Origin of the sequence: Pseudocolwellia agarivorans (genome assembly GCF_002000085.1) — a bacterium.
Classification (GTDB): Bacteria; Pseudomonadota; Gammaproteobacteria; order Enterobacterales; family Alteromonadaceae; genus Pseudocolwellia; species Pseudocolwellia agarivorans.
This window is the reverse complement of sequence record NZ_MUZU01000002.1, coordinates 325,331-342,925: the sequence shown is the minus strand read 5'-3', so window position 1 is coordinate 342,925 and position 17,595 is coordinate 325,331. Positions and strand designations below refer to the sequence as shown.

Sequence of the window (17,595 nt, the reverse complement as noted above, 5' to 3'; positions counted from 1 at the left end):
GGAGAATTACCGTGTCGTCTATGTTAATCATTGGTGAGTGTATGCTCGAACTACGAACCGATAATAATAACTGTTTAGTTAAGTCTTTTGCTGGAGATACTTATAATACAGCTGTGTATGCTAAACGTTACTTTCCTGAAGCTAATATTCAATATTTATCATCTGTAGGTAAAGATGGTTTTAGCGAAGAAATGCTTAAAGTATGGAAATCAGAAGGTATAGATTCTGATTTTGTAAAAATATCGCAAGATAAACCTATTGGTATTTATTCAATAACTACAGATGATGAAGGCGAACGCAGCTTTTCTTATTGGCGCGATGGTTCTGCTGCAACACAATTAATGCAATTAGTAGATGTTAAACAATTAACAGAAAGTTCTTTTGATTTTGTTTACCTGAGTGGCATAACATTAGCTATTTTTAGCGATGAAGATAAACATAAGTTGATGTCGTTAATCGATCTGTTAAAAAGTAAAGGAGCAAAAATAGTTTTTGATCCTAACTATCGTCCTAGAATGTGGAACAGCAAAGAACATGCAATCCATTGGTTAGAAGAAATATACAGCCGAAGTGATCTTGTATTACCCGGTTTAGAAGATCATAGCGATTTATTAGATCAAAATGATCGAGAGTCTGTTATTTCTTACATGAAAAAATTTAATGTAAATGAACAGGTTATAAAGTGTGGGAAAGATGGTGTGTATGCATACGATGAAGCAAATAAAGAGTATCATCTACCTTTTACTCCTGCAGCAAAACAGATTGATTCAACAGCTGCTGGTGATTCGTTTGCAGGAACCTATTTAGCTGCTCGTCTAAAAGGTGAAGGTATACAAGACGCTTTAGTAAGCGCTGCTCGCGTCGCTTCTATTGTTGTTCAACACCACGGTGCAATTGTTGATAAAAAACATTTTTAAATAAGTGTTTATGGACTAAATATTAAAAATATACTGGAGATTTTGTCATGAAAATATTAGTAACAGGTGGGGCAGGTTATATTGGTTCTCACACATGTATTGAATTATTAGCAGCGAATCATGAAGTGGTTATTGTTGATAATTTAAGTAACAGTAGTGAAGAGTCATTACGCCGTGTTGAAAAAATAGCGGGTAAAAAAGTTGCCTTTATCAATGCTGACATACGTGATGAAGCAGCATTAGATGCAGCTTTCTCTCAACATACTATTGATGCGGTAATTCATTTTGCTGGCTTAAAAGCTGTAGGTGAATCAACGCAAGTTCCTCTTAAATATTATGATAATAATGTAAATGGTTCTCGTGTATTAATGCAGGTAATGGAAAAGCATAACGTAAATACATTAGTGTTTAGTTCTTCTGCTACGGTTTATGGTGATCCGGCTACGGTTCCAATTACTGAAGACTTCCCACTAAGTACAACAAACCCTTACGGGCAAACCAAATTAGTTGTTGAACAAATGTGTCGTGAAACGGTTAACGCAAACAGTAACTTATCTGTAGTATTACTACGTTACTTCAACCCTGTTGGCGCTCATATTTCAGGTACAATTGGTGAAGATCCAAAAGGTATTCCAAACAACCTAATGCCATTTATTACTCAGGTTGCTGTAGGCAAACGTGAATTTTTATCTGTTTTTGGTAATGATTACGATACTGTAGATGGTACAGGCGTACGTGATTACATTCATGTAGTTGATTTAGCTAAAGGTCATGTAAGAGCTATTGAAACATTGCATGGTAATGCGGGCTGTCATACCTTTAACTTAGGTACAGGCCAAGGTTATTCAGTATTGGAGATGGTAAAGGCCTTTTCTAAAGCTTGCGGTAAAGATGTACCTTACCAAATTGTTGAGCGTCGCCCAGGTGATATTGGGCAATGTTATGCAAACCCTGCGCACGCAGCTTCAGTTCTAAACTGGAAAGCCGAAAAGTCTTTAGAAGATATGGTAAATGATTCATGGCGCTGGCAGTCAAATAACCCGAACGGTTATAACGCGTAATCAATATTTATTAATTGAATGGTGCAAACCATTTTCTTTAAAAAAACAAAGCCAATGACTGAAAAGTGATTGGCTTTTTTATTAATTTTTTCTTTAATTTCTTATTAAAATTAGGCGATTAAATTATGTAAGCTAATGTAAAAGTGCTTGTTTTATATAGGTTCATTCATTTATATTGTATACCTATAATAATTAATATCTTCAGGTATTGCTTTGACTATAGCTTGTTTTAATCAGTTTAAAAATAAGCCTTCTTATGCCTTATTTATAACAATACTTCCTTTTGTTTTTTTTACTCAATCTTGTTCAAATACATCTGCAATCAGTGAAGAGAGTAGAAATATAGCGTTGCCTGAACAGTGGCAAACTAACACATCGAATGTACATATATCCTCTAAAACACCTCATTTTGATCAATGGGTAACAGAATTTGAAGATAATAAGTTGGTATCTGCAATTAAGGTTGCGCTTGAAAACAACAATGATCTTCAATCTCAAGCGATTACTGTTGCTCTCGCTAAAGAACGATTAGTAGTGTCTAATGCGAGTGATTTTCCTGAGTTATCGCTTTCAGCCAATAATACAAGGCGAAAAACATTAACCCAAAATACTGAAACATATCAAACTACAGCGAATCTTAGGCTTAACTTAAGTTATGAAGTGGATATTTGGGGACAACTTTCAGACAAACAGCAACAACAGCAATTAGCGTATGCATCAGCTAAATCGCAATACGAACATCAAAAATTAACGTTAGTTACCAATGTTATTAAACGTTGGTACAGTTTGATAGAAGCTAAAAAATTATTAAGCTTATATCAAGAAAGAGCGAAGAACTTAAACAAAAACTTAGAGATGATCAAATCATCTTATCGACTCGGTTTAGGTGAGGCGTTAGACGTTTATTTAACTAAAAATAGTGTTAACCGCGAATTAGAACGTGTTGTAGAGCAAAAACAAAAAGTAAAAGAAGTGGCACGATCGTTAGAATTATTGTTAGGCGATTATCCAAAAGGAATCTTTGATGTAGAAAGTAGTTTCCCTAAAATGAATATTGATTTTCATATTGAGAAACCTGCTGAATTATTAACTCGTAGAAACGACATTGCTTCAAGCTGGTTTGAATTATTAGCTTTAGACGCAGGGCTTGCTGTTGCACATAAACAACGATTTCCTAAATTATCCTTAAGTGGAACCTACGGAGACGCTGATAGTAAGCTAGGTGATTTGTTCAATGGAAACCCTTTAACCTGGTCGTTAATTGGTAATTTAACAACACCTATTTTTAATGGAGGTGCTTTAGCTTCGTTAGAAGAGCAGGCAAGACTAGAAGTTGTAAAAAAAGAACAACAATACCTTTCACAAGTTTTTAGCGCTTTTGAACAAGTTGAAAACTTAATGAGTAATCGTGAATCTTTGATAGAGCGTTTAAATTACTCAAAACAAGCGCAAGTTAATGCTTTAGAAGCCCAAAAATTATCTTTTAATCAATATATGCGCGGCTTAGTTACTTATACCACGGTACTCGAGTCAGAAAGAAGGGCGTTTGATGCTCAAACAACACTTATTCAACTTACCAATCAACTTCTTCAAAATAGAGCTGACAGCTATTTAGCTTTAGGTGGTGGATTACAATCTACTCTATTAGCTAATCAAAATAATCGTTCAAATGTTCAGGAACAATAACGTGAAACTTATAAGAAAATTACTCCCAATACTTGTTTTAATCGCTTTCGCTGTAACGGCGTACGTTGTTGTTTCTAATCCACCGACTATCAAGAAGTCTAGGCAAGAAGCGGTTGCTAAACTAAATATTGAAGTAACTAAAATTAAGGCCGAAAACCTTAAAATAGATGTGGAAAGTTACGGTACCGTAAAACCTAGAACACAAAGCATTTTATATTCTCAAGTATCAGGGCAGATTATTGAAATAAACCCTAAATTTAGAGAAGGTGGTTTTTTCGAAAAAGGTGAGACCCTTATTCAATTAGATAAGCGAGACTTATTAACGAATATTCAAATAACTAAATCGGCATTATTTAATGCACAGCAAGCATTACAAGAAGAACAAGCACGTTCAGAACAAGCCGAGCAAGATTGGGTTAGACTCGGTAATACTGATAAAGCGCCTGATTTAGTGTTAAGAAAACCGCAGTTAATGGCAGCTCAAGCCAAAGTTCTTTCAAGTGAAGCATCGCTGTCTCAAGCAAAATTAGCATTAGAACGTAGTGATATTAAAGCACCTTATACCGGGCGTATATTAAAAAAGGAAGTTGATATTGGTCAGGTTGTTTCACCAAATACTCAATTAGCTGAAATTTACGCGGTAGATTATGTGGAAATACGATTACCAATAAAAAATAAAGACTTACCTTATGTTGTATTACCTGAACCTAATCGTTTTTCTTCAACAACAGTCGCTAATATTGAACTGCCAAAAGTGAACTTTTACTCTGATCTTATTGGTGAGCAGTCTTGGCAAGGAAAGGTGGTAAGAACCGAAGGCGCTCTAGATGCTAAGTCTCAACAATTATTTGTTGTTGCACAAATTAATGATCCCTACGGAAAAGAAAATAGTGCGGTTAATCCTATAAAAATAGGTCAATATGTTACAGCGAAAATTTCAGGTAAAGTAATTGAAAATGCGATAACAATACCAAATAAAACAATATACCAAGGAAGTTATGTATATGTTGTAGAAGATAATCTGTTAAAAAGAAGAAATATTAATATTGTTTGGCAAAACAGAAAATCGTCTGTTATTGATAAAGGTTTAAATGAAAATGACTTTTTAGTTTTAACACCATTAGGACAGGTGTCTTCAGGTATGCGAGTAGCTATTAAGTCTATTGATGGTGAACCTGTTGTTAATTCGAATAAACTCAAGTCTAATGAACCAGGTATAAAAGGTCATGAGAAAGAACGGAAAAATTTAACGCCTGAACAAAGAGAGCTTCGTAAAGCCCAAAGAGAAAAGCGTCAGAGTAATACAAATGGAGCAGAACAATGATCGCTTGGTTTGCTAAAAATCATGTTGCTGCCAATTTATTGATGATCACCATTCTATTAATGGGGGTTTTCTCCTTAAAAAGTAATATACCTGTTGAAGTTTTTCCTTCATTCGCCTCAGAGATTGTAGAAGTTAAGCTAAGGTTACGTGGAGCAACGCCTGAAGATGTAGAACTTGGCTTAGCTATTAAAGTTGAAGAAGCTGTTCAAGATCTTGAAGGTATAGATAAAATGATCAGCACCTCAGTCGAAGGTTCTGCAACGGTTAGAATAGAAGCAGAATCAGGTTACGATGTAAGGCAATTACTTTCTGATGTAAAAAATCGAGTTGATGCAATCAATACCTTTCCTGCTGATATAGAAAACCCTATTACTTCAGTTAGACAAAATATACGTGATGTAATTTCTGTTACAATTTCATCAGAATACAGTGAGCGAGAAATAAGAGAGTTTGCTGAAAAAGTTAGAGATGATTTACTTAATTTACCCGAAGTTACCCAACTTTCTTTAGATGCTGTACGCGATTACGAAATTATCATTGAAGTTAAGCAGGATACTTTAAGACAATATAATTTATCTATATCAGACATATTAGCGGCGGTTCGAGCCAGTTCTCAAGATGTATCTGGTGGTAATGTAAGAACAGAAGGTGGAGATGTTCTCATTCGTAGCAAAGGGCAAGCCTATAGCCGCGAACAGTATGAAAATATTGTTATTAAAACAAATCCAGATGGTTCTTTATTACACTTAATTGATATTGCAAAAGTAGACGATGGTTTTGGTGAAAGACCTCTTAGAGCTCGCTTTAATGGTCAGCAAGGGGCATTGATTGATATATACCGAATTGGTAATCAAAATGCTATTGATGTTGCTGAGGCCGTTAGAGAATATATTGATGAAAGACAAGCTACATTACCCGTAGGTTTTACCTTAAGTTATTGGGATGACGACTCTGAAATTGTAAAAAGTCGTTTAAACACGTTAATAACGAATGCTATTCAAGGTGGCATTCTTATTCTTATTTTATTAACTTTGTTCTTAAGACCTTCTATCGCTTTTTGGGTATTTATTGGTATACCTATTAGTTTTATGGGCGCGTTTATTCTCATGCCATTTATTGGTGTTACCATCAATATAATGAGTTTATTTGGTTTCATTCTTGTATTAGGTATAGTGGTCGATGACGCGATTGTTACTGGCGAAAATATTTATAGTCATACCCATACCGCTAAATCAGGCTTAGAAGCTGCAATAAATGGTACTAAAGAAGTCGCTGGGCCGGTTACTTTTGGTGTGCTTACCACTGTTGCAGCCTTTTTACCTTTAGCTTTTATAGAGGGGCGACGTGGAGCTATCTTCTTTCAAATTCCTGCGATTGTTATTCCTGTTTTACTGTTTTCATTAATCGAATCAAAATTTGTTTTACCTTCTCATTTAAAACACTTAAAGCTTCGTAGTGAAAAATCAAAACAATCAAAATTTTCTGCATGGCAACAGCGATTTGCTGATGGATTTGAAAATGCCATTCTAAAATATTATCAGCCGCTACTTAAAAAAGCTGTTACAAATAAGCTTACGACACTGTCGTTATTTGCGGGTGTTTTTATTTTAATTGCAGCGTTTATTTCAAGTGGTTGGACTAAGTTTGTATTTTTCCCAAGTATACCGAGTGAAACAGCAAGAGCTGATTTAACTATGCCTGCAGGTACCAGTTTTGATGTGGTTGATGGTTACGTACAAAAAATGTCGAATGCAGCTAAAATACTGCAAGATAAATATCGTGACGAAGACGGTAATAGCGTTATTTTAAATACATTAGCGATAACCAGTAATGAGTCAGGACGTGTGCGTTTTGAAATTTTACCTGCCGATCAAAATACAACGGGGATTGGTTCTCGACAATTAGTAAATGAATGGCGTAATTTAATTGGAGAATTACCCGGAGCTGAAAGTTTAACTTATAGAGCTGAATTAGGACGTTCTGGTTCACCTATCGATTTTCAATTGATGGGGCATGACTTCGACGAATTAAAAGATGTAGCGAATCAAATTAAAGAAAAACTCGCAACGTATCCTTCTGTTTTTGAAATTACCGATAGTTTATCTAAAGGGAAAGAAGAACTTCAAATTGTGTTGAATGCGCAAGGGTATGCTATGGGCTTATCAAGCGCCAATGTGACTCGGCAAGTTAGAGGTGCATTTTTTGGTACTGAAATTCAACGTATACAACGCGGACGTGATGATGTGCGAGTAAGCATTATGTTTCCCCGTGAAGAACGAGAATCGATTAGTAGCCTGCGTGATATGTTGATTGAAACCCCAGCAGGCGGGCAAGTACCTTTATCGCACATTGCCAGTTTAGTTCCTGGAAAAAGCCCAGCAGCTATTACGCGTATTGATCGTTTTCGTAGTGTAAACGTAACGGCTGATGTAGATAAAAAAACCACAAATATGACAGTATTAAATGCCGATTTACGACCTTTTGTTGATGAGTTGGTTGCTTCACACCCTAATGTGAGTTTGGCTATTGAAGGCGAAGCTAAAGAACAATCAGAGTCGTTTAACAGTTTAACCTTAGGTCTTATTTTTGTATTTTTTATTATTTATTGTTTGCTGGCGATACCATTTCGTTCTTATATTCAGCCGATTATTGTTATGTCGATCATTCCATTTGGAATTATTGGGGCAATAATGGGGCATTGGATCATGAGAATGGATCTTACTATCTTTAGCCTTTTAGGCATGATGGCGTTAATTGGCGTTGTGGTTAACGACAGTTTGGTATTAGTCGACTTTATTAACAAAAAGCGTGAGCAAGGTGTTGAGTTGATGGAAGCGGTTTTAACCGCAGGGCGTTCACGTTTTAGACCGGTAATGTTAACTTCATTAACTACCTTTTTTGGATTAATGCCGTTACTGTTTGAAAAAGCAACTCAAGCACAATTCTTAATACCTATGGCAACGTCATTAAGTTTTGGTATTATATTTGCCACTTTTATTACGTTAATTTTAGTACCCGTTAATTACTTGTTAGTTGAATATATAACGCAGTGGGTAATAAAAACCAAACAAAATTTATTTAGTTCTAGTGCAGCTTAGTCTGTTTTACTTGTTTTTAAACTGAATGTAGTTTGAATGAAAATATATAGGAATTGTAATGGCAGAAGAAACGATCTTTTCTAAAATAATTAGACAAGAAATACCAACACCTTTGTTATACCAAGACGACCTTGTTACAGCGTTTAGAGATATTTCGCCACAGGCTAAAAGCCACATACTTATTATCCCTAATAAGTTAATTCCTACGGTAAACGATATCACTGAAGATGACGAACTTACTATAGGAAGAATGTTCAGTGTCGCTAGAAAATTAGCAAAGGAAGAGGGGATTAATGAAGATGGATATCGCTTAATTATGAACTGTAATAAGCATGGTGGCCAAGAGGTTTATCATATTCATATGCATTTAGTGGGTGGCGAGCCATTAGGTAAAATGCTCTCTATTTAATAATTAGTCTTAAATCTCATATTGGGTTTTTTAACAGCATTTTATTATTTAACTGATAATAAAATGCTGAATAATCTCCCTTCATTTTTCTTTTACTCTGTACATTCGTTTAAATATTGTTAGAATTCACGCCAAACCAAGGGGTGCCTTAATAGATTTTTTATTTTGGCTGAGATGCAATGCAAACCCTTTGAACCTGACCCAGTTAATTCTGGCGGAGGAATGGTTGTGTTTACTTTCACTACAATGCCACTTTTCAGCCAGATCACTATTTTATTTAAATTGAGATCTACATGAACCTTTCTAAATCAGCAATATCTATTGCATTAACTACGTATTTAGCTTCTTTTACAAGTTTTGTTCAAGCCTATGAATCTGACGAAACAGAACATATTACCGTTAGCTCAAGCTATAGAACACAATCTCTTGCTGAAGTGCCTACAAGTATTGCTGTTATCAGCGAGCAACAAATTGAAGATAGAGCTATTCAACATTTTGAAGAGTTAATTGGTAACGTTGCTAATTTAAATTTTTCTGGAGGTACATCGCGTCCTAAATATTTACAGATACGTGGCGTGGGTGAACGTTCAGAATACCGTGGTGCGCCTAATTCATCTGTAGGTTTTATCGTGGACGACATTGATTTATCTGGTCTTGGTATGGCTGCATCGATGTACGACATAAAACAAGTTGAAGTACTTAGAGGCCCACAAGGTACTCGTTTTGGTGCTAATGCTTTAGCGGGTTTAGTGTATTTAAAATCGAACGATCCAACTCAGGTACGCGAGCATGGTTTCAAAGCAACTTTAGGTAATGATGATTTAATTAATGTTGCTGGTTTTAGCTCAGGTGCTATTACAGAAGAGCTTAGCTATCGTATTTCTTTAGAGCAACATCAACAAAATGGTTATAGAGATAATCTATTTTTAAATCGTGATGATACCAATGCTATTGATGAGTTCTCAGGTAAATTTAAATTACACTTTACTCCAGATGAAGATCTCTCAATAGATTTTACCTATATTTTTGCTGATAACGATAACGGCTTTGATGTTTGGACACTAGACAATAACGGTTTTAATACCCTTACAGACGAGCCCGGTGCAGATAACCAAAAATCTTACGGTAGCTCATTAAAGTTTGCTTATAACGGATTATCTTTTGGGCTGTTTGAAGCAATAAGTAGTTATACAACTACAGAGCACCAACATGCATACGATGGTGATTGGGCTAACCCAGCATACTGGTTGGATAAAGACTGTGAAGGAGAAGCATGTGTTTACGACTTTTTATGGGACAAAAAAGCAGACCGTGATGTATGGTCTCAAGAATTTAGGCTAACCTCTAACGATTCATCTAAAATCTTTAATGATTCTACCGATTGGTTAGTAGGGGCTTATGTTAGTAAACTCTCTGAAGCTAATGATTTAGAGTCATATTACAATGGTTGGGAAAGTGAAATTCTCGATTCACAATATACCGCTAATAATTATGCTGTATTTACACAATTAGATAGCTGGTTACCTCATGCACATCAGTTATCTGTAGGGCTTCGTATTGAAAAACGAACAACTGAATATTCAGATAGCGAAGGCGATAATTTTAACCCAGATGAAACCATGTGGGGTGGTCATATAGCGTTAAGTAAGGTTATCACTCATCAGCATTCTGCTTATATTAGATTAGCGCGAGGTTATAAAGCTGGCGGTTTTAATATGGGGCTACCTACTGAATTAAAACAGTATAAAGAGTTTGATACTGAAACGTTAATTAACCGAGAAATTGGGCTTAAATCTAACTTTTTAGATAATACATTAATCACACGACTTGCTCTTTTTCATATGGATAGAAAAAATCAGCAAGTTAATGCTTCACAGCAAAATCCAGCTAAGCCAGAGCAATTTACCATTTACACGGCAAATGCAACAAGCTCAAAAGCTTATGGTTTAGAGTTAGAGCTTAATTATACTGTTACTGAAAGCTTAACTATCGATTCGACTTTAGGTTATTTACGCGCAACATACGACAACTATGCCTATTTTGATAAATATGGCACAAGCATTGATATTTCTGGTAGAGAACTCGCTCATTCACCTAAATATACCTACAGTTTTGGTGTTACCTATCAGGCGGATTCGGGACTATTTGCAAATATTAACGTAACAGGTAAAGATAATTTCTACTTTTCTGATAGTCACAGTGAACAATCTGAAGGCGCTAATTTAGTGAACGCTAAAATAGGTTATGAAGCCAAAGATTGGTCTGTATCTTTGTGGGCAAGAAACTTAACAGATGAAAAAGTAGCGACTCGTGGTTTCTTCTTTGGTAATGAACCTGATCTAGATTGGGTAAATAAAAAATACCAACGTTATGGTGCACCAAGACAAGTGGGAATTACTTTAGATTATAAATTTTAGTTAATATATTAAAACGCCTATTTTGTAATGATATAGGCGTTTGTTTACATAAACTCATTATTTTAGGACCTTTATGGATATTTCAATTGAAATTAGTTTGTACCCATTAGCTGAAGAAAACTTTAAAAAAGAAATATGGGACTTTATTAAAAAACTTCGCGGGGTTGATGGTTTAAACGTTGTTACTAATGGTATGAGCACGCAAGTGTTTGGAGATTACGATTTAGCCGTACATCATGTTATGTCTGAAATTAAAAAAGTTCACCATAGTGTTGATGCCGCCGTATTTGTTTGTAAGTTTATTGGCGGAAATAGATCAGAAGTTGAACCTGAACTGTAATACTTAATTTATAAAAGGTTACATGTCATGGAAAATATTATACATCACTATTTAACACTACCACTTCTTGAAGTCATTGCTGTTATTGCTTCATTATTATATGTGGTGCTTGCCGCTAAAAAAAATATCTGGTGTTGGCCAGCTGCTTTTATAAGTACAGTTATTTACACTTTTTTATTTTATAAATTTTATTTGTGGATGGATAGCTTTCTGCAAGTGTATTACATGGGAATGGCTTTTTACGGCTGGTATTGCTGGAATAAACCTACAGAAGACTTTCATAGTAACAGCATTCAACTAAAAACATACACGGCGACTACACATTTAATTTCTATAGTCATACTAACTATTATTTCGTTAAGTGTTGGCTGGTTTATGGATAAATATACACCAACGGATTTTCCTTATTTAGACAGCGCGACTACTGTATTTTCCGTATTCTCAACGTATTTAGTGGCGCAAAAAGTGATTGAAAACTGGCTCTATTGGATTGTTATTGACGCGGTTTCTATTTATTTATATGTAGAAAAAGGTTTAACGCCTACTGCTTTCTTATTTGGTGTGTTTATATTAATTGCAGCTTACGGTTACTATATTTGGCGACAAGAATATAAAGATGATGATATGACTCATTCTGAAGTGTTGAATTAAATTATTCATGGTTAAACATATTCATAACCATCATCAATTATGTTCAATGATAAAGGTGCTACCTTGCTTTACTGCGCTTAATCGTCAATCACCCTTTGTTATTAATCAAATAGAGGCTGGGCAAAGCAGTTTATGTTTTAAAGTTAAACATAATGATCAAAGTTACTTTGTAAAATATAACGATAATATTTCATTTTTTGAAAATGAAATGAAAACTTCCAAAGCTGCTTCTCATAGTGGGTTGTCACCTAAAATTATTTATGCAGATAAGCATTGGTTGGTAAATGAGTTTATTGAGGGGCAAACACTCGATAGAATAAGTAGTTTAAACACAGATAAAATAAGCACTGCAGTTAATTTGATGTCTCAATGTCATCAATTAAAAGTAGTTGTACCGCCGTTAAATATTATAAGTATTATCAGTCAAACTTTTCAAAGTTCTTGTTTTTCTGATACTCAAAAAGATCATATACAGACATTGCTTTGTAAACTTCCAACAGAATTTAGTCATAATTATGTGGTTTGTCATGGTGATATTAATTTTTCTAATATTATTACTTCTTATGGTAAAGCGTGGTTAATCGATTTTGAGTGTACTTGTTTAGCAGAAAAAGAGTTTGAACTTGCGATGTTTTTTGCAATTAATTTGCTAAATAAAGATGAGCAAGCCTATACACTAAGCCGCTATGAATCTTTAAATTACCGTACGGTTATAGATCGTAACTTATTAAATACCTACTTATTATATTCATATCTTCTTAATGGGTTGTGGTATATTGAAAAAAAGGAAGAGAAAAAATTAACTCAGTTGAGTAAAATTAAGTTTAAAAAATCTGCATTCGAACAATTTAAATTATTTGATAGTATTTGGGCTAGTGATTTTCCTTTAAATGAGATAATGAGATAAGGTGCTAGAATGTTACGGTTAATTACCGTGCAGGGCGATAAAACCTGCCGCATAATGCAGTATAAATAAAATAGAGATGTTTTTCGTGAATTGGAAAAACCTAATCAAAGATAAAGATAAGTTATTTTGGCTAATGCATACCGTAGGTTGGTTTGGATTTGCTTTAGTGCATTACTTGGGATCTTTATTGCATGATCTTCGGGATATCTTCATTGTTATTATTTTCCTTAATGCCTATTCTGGTTGGATGCTAACCGTCCCACTTCGTTACATATATCGTTATGTTTGGAACTTTAAACCTATTCAAATTGCGTTCAGTCTTATTGTTGTTTCATTTATAACGGGTGTCATTTGGCAAGTCATTAAAAATTTAAATTATTGGGAAATATATCAACATGGTTATCGCCCTGAATACTTGATTTATTATACTAAATTTAGTCTGTGGTCATTTTATATAGTGATCAGCTGGAGTGTTTTATATTTTGGTCTTAAATATTATCAAATGCTTCAAAATGAAAAACAAAATGTATTAACAGCGAATACAGAAGCTCACCAAGCTCAACTAAAAATGTTGAGATATCAATTAAATCCCCACTTTTTATTTAATACACTTAATGCTATTTCAACGTTAATATTAGTGAAAGATAATACTGTTGCTAATGCTATGGTCACCAAATTAAGTGACTTTCTACGTTATACTTTAGATAAAGATCCAATGAAAAAAGTCACCCTTGAAAGTGAAATTCAAGTGCTAACACTTTATTTAGACATAGAAAAAGTTAGGTTTGAAGAGCGTTTACAAGTTATTTTTGATATAGATGACAACTGTCATAACGCGCTAGTTCCGAGCATGATCTTACAACCAATTGCTGAAAATGCTATTAAACATGCTATATCAGTTCAGGAAGAAGGGGGAACTATTTTTGTAGCTGCGAAAGCTGTTGAAAATAATTTACACATGGAATTGTCAGATAATGGTCCTGGTGCCGTTATCGTTAATAACAACTTACATCGCGAAAATGGTATTGGACTTGTTAATACTCGAGAACGTTTACAAGCATTGTTTGGTAATGATTATTCTCTTATTGTGTCCAATAATTTTCCAAAAGGTGTTAAAGTAAATATAAGAATTCCTCTCCAAGTTGAAGCTGAAATATGACACAAGTTTTATCCACTATTGTTGTAGACGATGAACCATTGGCCAGAAAAGGCTTAATGGTTAGGTTAGCAGAGCATAAAGATATCAATATAATTAAAGATTGTAGTAATGGCCGGGAAGCTCTTGCAGTAATCAAAGAACATAAGCCTGACTTAATGTTTATTGATATAAAAATGCCAGGTTTGAATGGTTTTGAAGTGGTTAACGAAATTATTGCTCAAAACTTATCTATGCCAATTGTTGTTTTTGTTACGGCATTTGAAGAATATGCATTAAAAGCTTTTGAAATACATGCTCAAGATTATTTATTAAAACCCGCTGATGATTCTCGTATTGAAAACGCATTAGAAAAAATTAGAGAACGTATTGCTAATAAAGACAATGCCGAACAAAAATTAAAATTAGCTCAACTTGTCAGTGATGTAACGGGTAATAAGAGTCAGGATATTTTAGAGGCTGTAGAAAATAATAAACCTATTCATTTTAATCACTATTCAGATGTACTTGCCATAAAAGATGCTGGGGAAGTAAGCAGGGTACCCGTTAAAAATATTTTGTGGATAGATGCTGCTGGTGATTACATGTGCGTGCATACTGCGACAGAAACACATATTCTTCGACAAACAATGAAGCAATTAGAAGAAAGCTTAGACCCTAGAATTTTTATTCGTAGTCACCGTTCAACAATGGTTAATAAAAATTACATTAGTAAATTTTGCAGCCAACTTAATGGTGAATACTACCTTGTTATGAGTAATGACAAAGAGTTGAAAGTAAGTAGAAGCTATAAAGATAAAGTAAAGAGTATTGTAAATTCGTAATGGGTAACTAAAATGTCATTCATAAGATGGTTTTGTGTATGAAACTGAAAGTTTACGATCAAAATTAGTCAGAATGTTTAGTGTCTTTAAATACTGCTAATCATTAATTGAACATTTATACGAATGCTAAGTATAAAATCAATCTATTATGTCGTTATTTATTAGTTCAGGTAATAAAAAAGGTAGCCTTTAGGCTACCTTTTTATGTTTAAAGCAATTAATTAACTTAAGTGTTTATCTTCAACAGTTAATATTTTAAGTGTATTAGTTGCACCAACAGTTTCCATTGAATCACCGTGCGTAAATATGATTTTATCACCCACTTTTAGTTCTGACTTACCAATAACCATTTTAAGAGTTTCAGTTGACAACGTATCGTTACCACAAGAAGTAGAATCAAATTGTACAGGATAAACACCACGATATATTGCAGATCTAGTCAATGTTTTAGGATGTCTTGAAACAGAATAAATCGGTAAACCAGAAGTAATGCGAGACATTATTTTACTTGTTTGACCTGATTCTGTAAGCGCAATAATTGCTTTAACACCATCTAAATGGTTAGCTGCGTACATAGCAGATAAAGCTAGTGTTTCTGAAATTTCAGTAAATTTCAGTTCTAAACGGTGATTTGAACTATTTACAGAACGATGAGTTTCAGCGCCCACACAAACAGCAGCCATAGCTTTAACAGTTTCTACAGGGAATTTACCCGCAGCTGTTTCAGCAGAAAGCATTACCGCATCAGTACCATCTAATACCGCGTTTGAAACATCCATAACTTCAGCACGAGTCGGCATAGGTTGTTCAATCATCGTTTCCATCATTTGAGTTGCAGTAATTACAGCTCTATTTAATTGACGGCTTCTAGCAATAATATGTTTTTGTTTACCTACTAATGCAGCATCGCCAATTTCAACACCTAAATCACCACGAGCAACCATTACAACATCAGATGCTAAAATAATATCATCTAATACTTGGTCATCGTTTACTGCTTCAGCACGTTCAATTTTAGATACTAAAAGTGCATCACAACCAGCTGCTTCAGCTAGAGAACGAGCTAAACGCATATCTGCAGCATCACGAGGGAAAGAAACAGCTAAGAAATCAACACCAATTTCAGCAGCAGTTAAAATGTCTGCTTTGTCTTTTTCTGTTAGTGCAGGAGCAGTTAATCCACCACCTTGACGGTTAATACCTTTATTATTTGATAAAGGGCCGCCTACAGTAACTTCAGTAAATACTTTTGTGTCTGTGCTGCTTAATACTTTAAGCTGAACACGACCGTCATCAAGTAATAGAATGTCATCAACATTTACGTCTTGAGGTAATTTTTTGTAGTCGATACCTACTTTTTCTTGAGTACCTTCACCTTTACCTAGTTCAGCATCTAACTCAAACTTATCACCAATAGCTAACTTGATAGGGCCATCTTTGAATGTAGATACGCGAATTTTAGGGCCTTGTAAATCGCCTAAAATACCAACATATACACCTAGTTCTTTAGAAATTTCACGTACAGTGTTTGCACGATCAATATGGTCTTGAGCAGTTCCGTGTGAAAAGTTAAGTCTTACAACGTTAACACCTGCTTCAATAACGCTTTTTAATACTTCTCTGCTTTCAGTTGCTGGACCCAATGTGGCAACTATTTTCGTTCTTCTAGGCATTTTAATCCTTAATTTTTTAAATTAAATTAATTGGTAAAGGGTAAATCTTTATTCTTTTCTTTCAAATCTCGAACTTCTTAAACTATCTTTTACTTTTTTAAGGTTGTCTCTAAATTTAGTGCCGCGTCGTAAAGTAAAGCCAGTCGCTAATATATCAATTAATGTAAGTTGGGCAATACGTGAAGACATAGGCATATATAAATCAGTATCTTCAGCAACATCGATCGATAAAACCATATTACATTCTTTTGCTAAAGGAGAACCTTCAGTGGTTATACCAATAACAGTTGCGTCATTTTCTTTAGCTAAGCTTGCGACTTCTACTAATGATTTAGTGCGCCCTGTATGAGAAATAATAACGACAACATCACCTTGACGGCTATTTATAGCACTCATTCGTTGCATTAATATGTCATCAAAATATACAACAGGAACATTAAATCTAAAAAACTTGTTTAAAGCATCATGAGCAACAACTGCTGAAGCACCTAAACCAAAAAATGAAATTTTATTGGCTTGAGTCAGAATATCTACAGAGCGATTAATGGTGGAAGTGTCTAAACTTTTACGTGCTAGTTCAAGATTTGCCATTGTTGATTCAAAAATTTTAGTTGTATATTCTTCAGCACTATCATTTTCGTCAACATGTCTATTTACATAAGGCGTACCATTGGCAAGGCTTTGCGCTAAATGTAATTTAAAATCTGGGTAACCTTTTGTGTCTAATCTACGACAAAATCTATTTACGGTAGGTTCACTGATATTTGCTTGTTTTGCCAAAGCAGCAATACTTGCATGTATTACAGTTCCGGGCGATGAAAGAATTACATCGGCGACTTTACGTTCTGATTTACTAAAGGTGTCTAGTTCATTGGCGATTTTTTCTAATATATTCATTAATTACTAACCCTAGATCTTTTATATTATAAACTAACTGTAATTTATTTTCTAAATGATAACAGAAAAAGTGAAAATTTATTTCATAATTATTACTAATATAAAGAAAATGAGAAATATTGGCAAATATTTAATTGGTTTCGCTCATTTTTTAGCAAAAATAATGCTGAAAGTTGCGGATAATGTAAGTTTGTAATAAAAGTGTATTATGTAATAAAATTACAAAAAGTTCTTT

14 protein-coding genes and 1 riboswitch are annotated in these 17,595 nt (G+C 34.4%); of the genes, 12 read left to right on the top strand and 2 right to left on the bottom strand.

What is annotated here, in order from left to right:
- Window positions 1-20: 20 nt before the first annotated feature.
- The 12 genes from B0X80_RS04525 to B0X80_RS04470 all read left to right on the top strand — a co-directional run bounded on the left by B0X80_RS04525 (window position 21) and on the right by B0X80_RS04470 (window position 14,790).
- Complete coding sequence (locus B0X80_RS04525) at window positions 21-917, top strand: sugar kinase (protein WP_245825398.1); 897 nt, start codon at window positions 21-23, stop codon at window positions 915-917.
- Window positions 918-964: 47 nt separating this feature from the next.
- On the top strand, window positions 965-1,978 hold the full coding sequence (galE, locus tag B0X80_RS04520; protein ID WP_077338613.1) for a UDP-glucose 4-epimerase GalE: 1,014 nt from the start codon (window positions 965-967) through the stop codon (window positions 1,976-1,978).
- A 213-nt stretch (window positions 1,979-2,191) separates the two neighbouring features.
- The gene (locus B0X80_RS04515; protein WP_175623873.1) at window positions 2,192-3,664 is read left to right on the top strand and encodes an efflux transporter outer membrane subunit; all 1,473 of its coding nucleotides are present in this window, start codon (window positions 2,192-2,194) and stop codon (window positions 3,662-3,664) included.
- A gap of 1 nt (window position 3,665) precedes the next feature.
- Window positions 3,666-4,988, top strand: a complete 1,323-nt coding sequence (locus B0X80_RS04510) for an efflux RND transporter periplasmic adaptor subunit (protein WP_245825389.1) — start codon at window positions 3,666-3,668, stop codon at window positions 4,986-4,988.
- Window positions 4,985-8,086, top strand: coding sequence for an efflux RND transporter permease subunit (locus tag B0X80_RS04505; RefSeq protein WP_077338610.1), 3,102 nt, complete (start codon window positions 4,985-4,987; stop codon window positions 8,084-8,086). Before B0X80_RS04510 ends, B0X80_RS04505 begins: the two co-directional genes overlap by 4 nt.
- Window positions 8,087-8,144: 58 nt before the next feature.
- On the top strand, window positions 8,145-8,495 hold the full coding sequence (locus B0X80_RS04500; RefSeq protein WP_077338609.1) for an HIT domain-containing protein: 351 nt from the start codon (window positions 8,145-8,147) through the stop codon (window positions 8,493-8,495).
- A 129-nt stretch (window positions 8,496-8,624) separates the two neighbouring features.
- A riboswitch (TPP riboswitch) is annotated at window positions 8,625-8,735 on the top strand.
- 53 nt (window positions 8,736-8,788) lie between these two features.
- The gene (locus B0X80_RS04495) at window positions 8,789-10,912 is read left to right on the top strand and encodes a TonB-dependent receptor (RefSeq protein WP_077338608.1); all 2,124 of its coding nucleotides are present in this window, start codon (window positions 8,789-8,791) and stop codon (window positions 10,910-10,912) included.
- Window positions 10,913-10,985: 73 nt separating this feature from the next.
- Window positions 10,986-11,252: a hypothetical protein gene (locus tag B0X80_RS04490; protein WP_077338607.1), complete on the top strand. Its 267-nt coding sequence runs from the start codon at window positions 10,986-10,988 to the stop codon at window positions 11,250-11,252.
- Between the two features lie 27 nt (window positions 11,253-11,279).
- Window positions 11,280-11,903 carry a nicotinamide riboside transporter PnuC gene (gene pnuC / locus B0X80_RS04485; RefSeq protein WP_077338606.1) on the top strand — a complete coding sequence of 208 codons (624 nt, stop codon included), beginning with the start codon at window positions 11,280-11,282 and terminating at the stop codon, window positions 11,901-11,903.
- Window positions 11,904-11,910: 7 nt separating this feature from the next.
- A complete protein-coding gene (locus B0X80_RS04480) occupies window positions 11,911-12,810 on the top strand; it encodes a phosphotransferase (protein WP_077338605.1) in 900 nt (299 codons plus the stop codon).
- A 76-nt stretch (window positions 12,811-12,886) separates the two neighbouring features.
- On the top strand, window positions 12,887-13,969 hold the full coding sequence (locus tag B0X80_RS04475; protein ID WP_077338604.1) for a sensor histidine kinase: 1,083 nt from the start codon (window positions 12,887-12,889) through the stop codon (window positions 13,967-13,969).
- On the top strand, window positions 13,966-14,790 hold the full coding sequence (locus B0X80_RS04470) for a LytR/AlgR family response regulator transcription factor (protein ID WP_077338603.1): 825 nt from the start codon (window positions 13,966-13,968) through the stop codon (window positions 14,788-14,790). Before B0X80_RS04475 ends, B0X80_RS04470 begins: the two co-directional genes overlap by 4 nt.
- Before the next feature lie 221 nt (window positions 14,791-15,011).
- Here B0X80_RS04470 and pyk read toward each other — a convergent pair whose 3' ends face one another.
- Together pyk and B0X80_RS04460 are read right to left on the bottom strand one after the other, a co-directional pair.
- The gene (gene pyk, locus B0X80_RS04465; protein WP_077338602.1) at window positions 15,012-16,463 is read right to left on the bottom strand and encodes a pyruvate kinase; all 1,452 of its coding nucleotides are present in this window, start codon (window positions 16,461-16,463) and stop codon (window positions 15,012-15,014) included.
- A gap of 48 nt (window positions 16,464-16,511) precedes the next feature.
- Window positions 16,512-17,360, bottom strand: a complete 849-nt coding sequence (locus tag B0X80_RS04460; protein ID WP_076417932.1) for a MurR/RpiR family transcriptional regulator — start codon at window positions 17,358-17,360, stop codon at window positions 16,512-16,514.
- Window positions 17,361-17,595 lie beyond the last annotated feature (235 nt).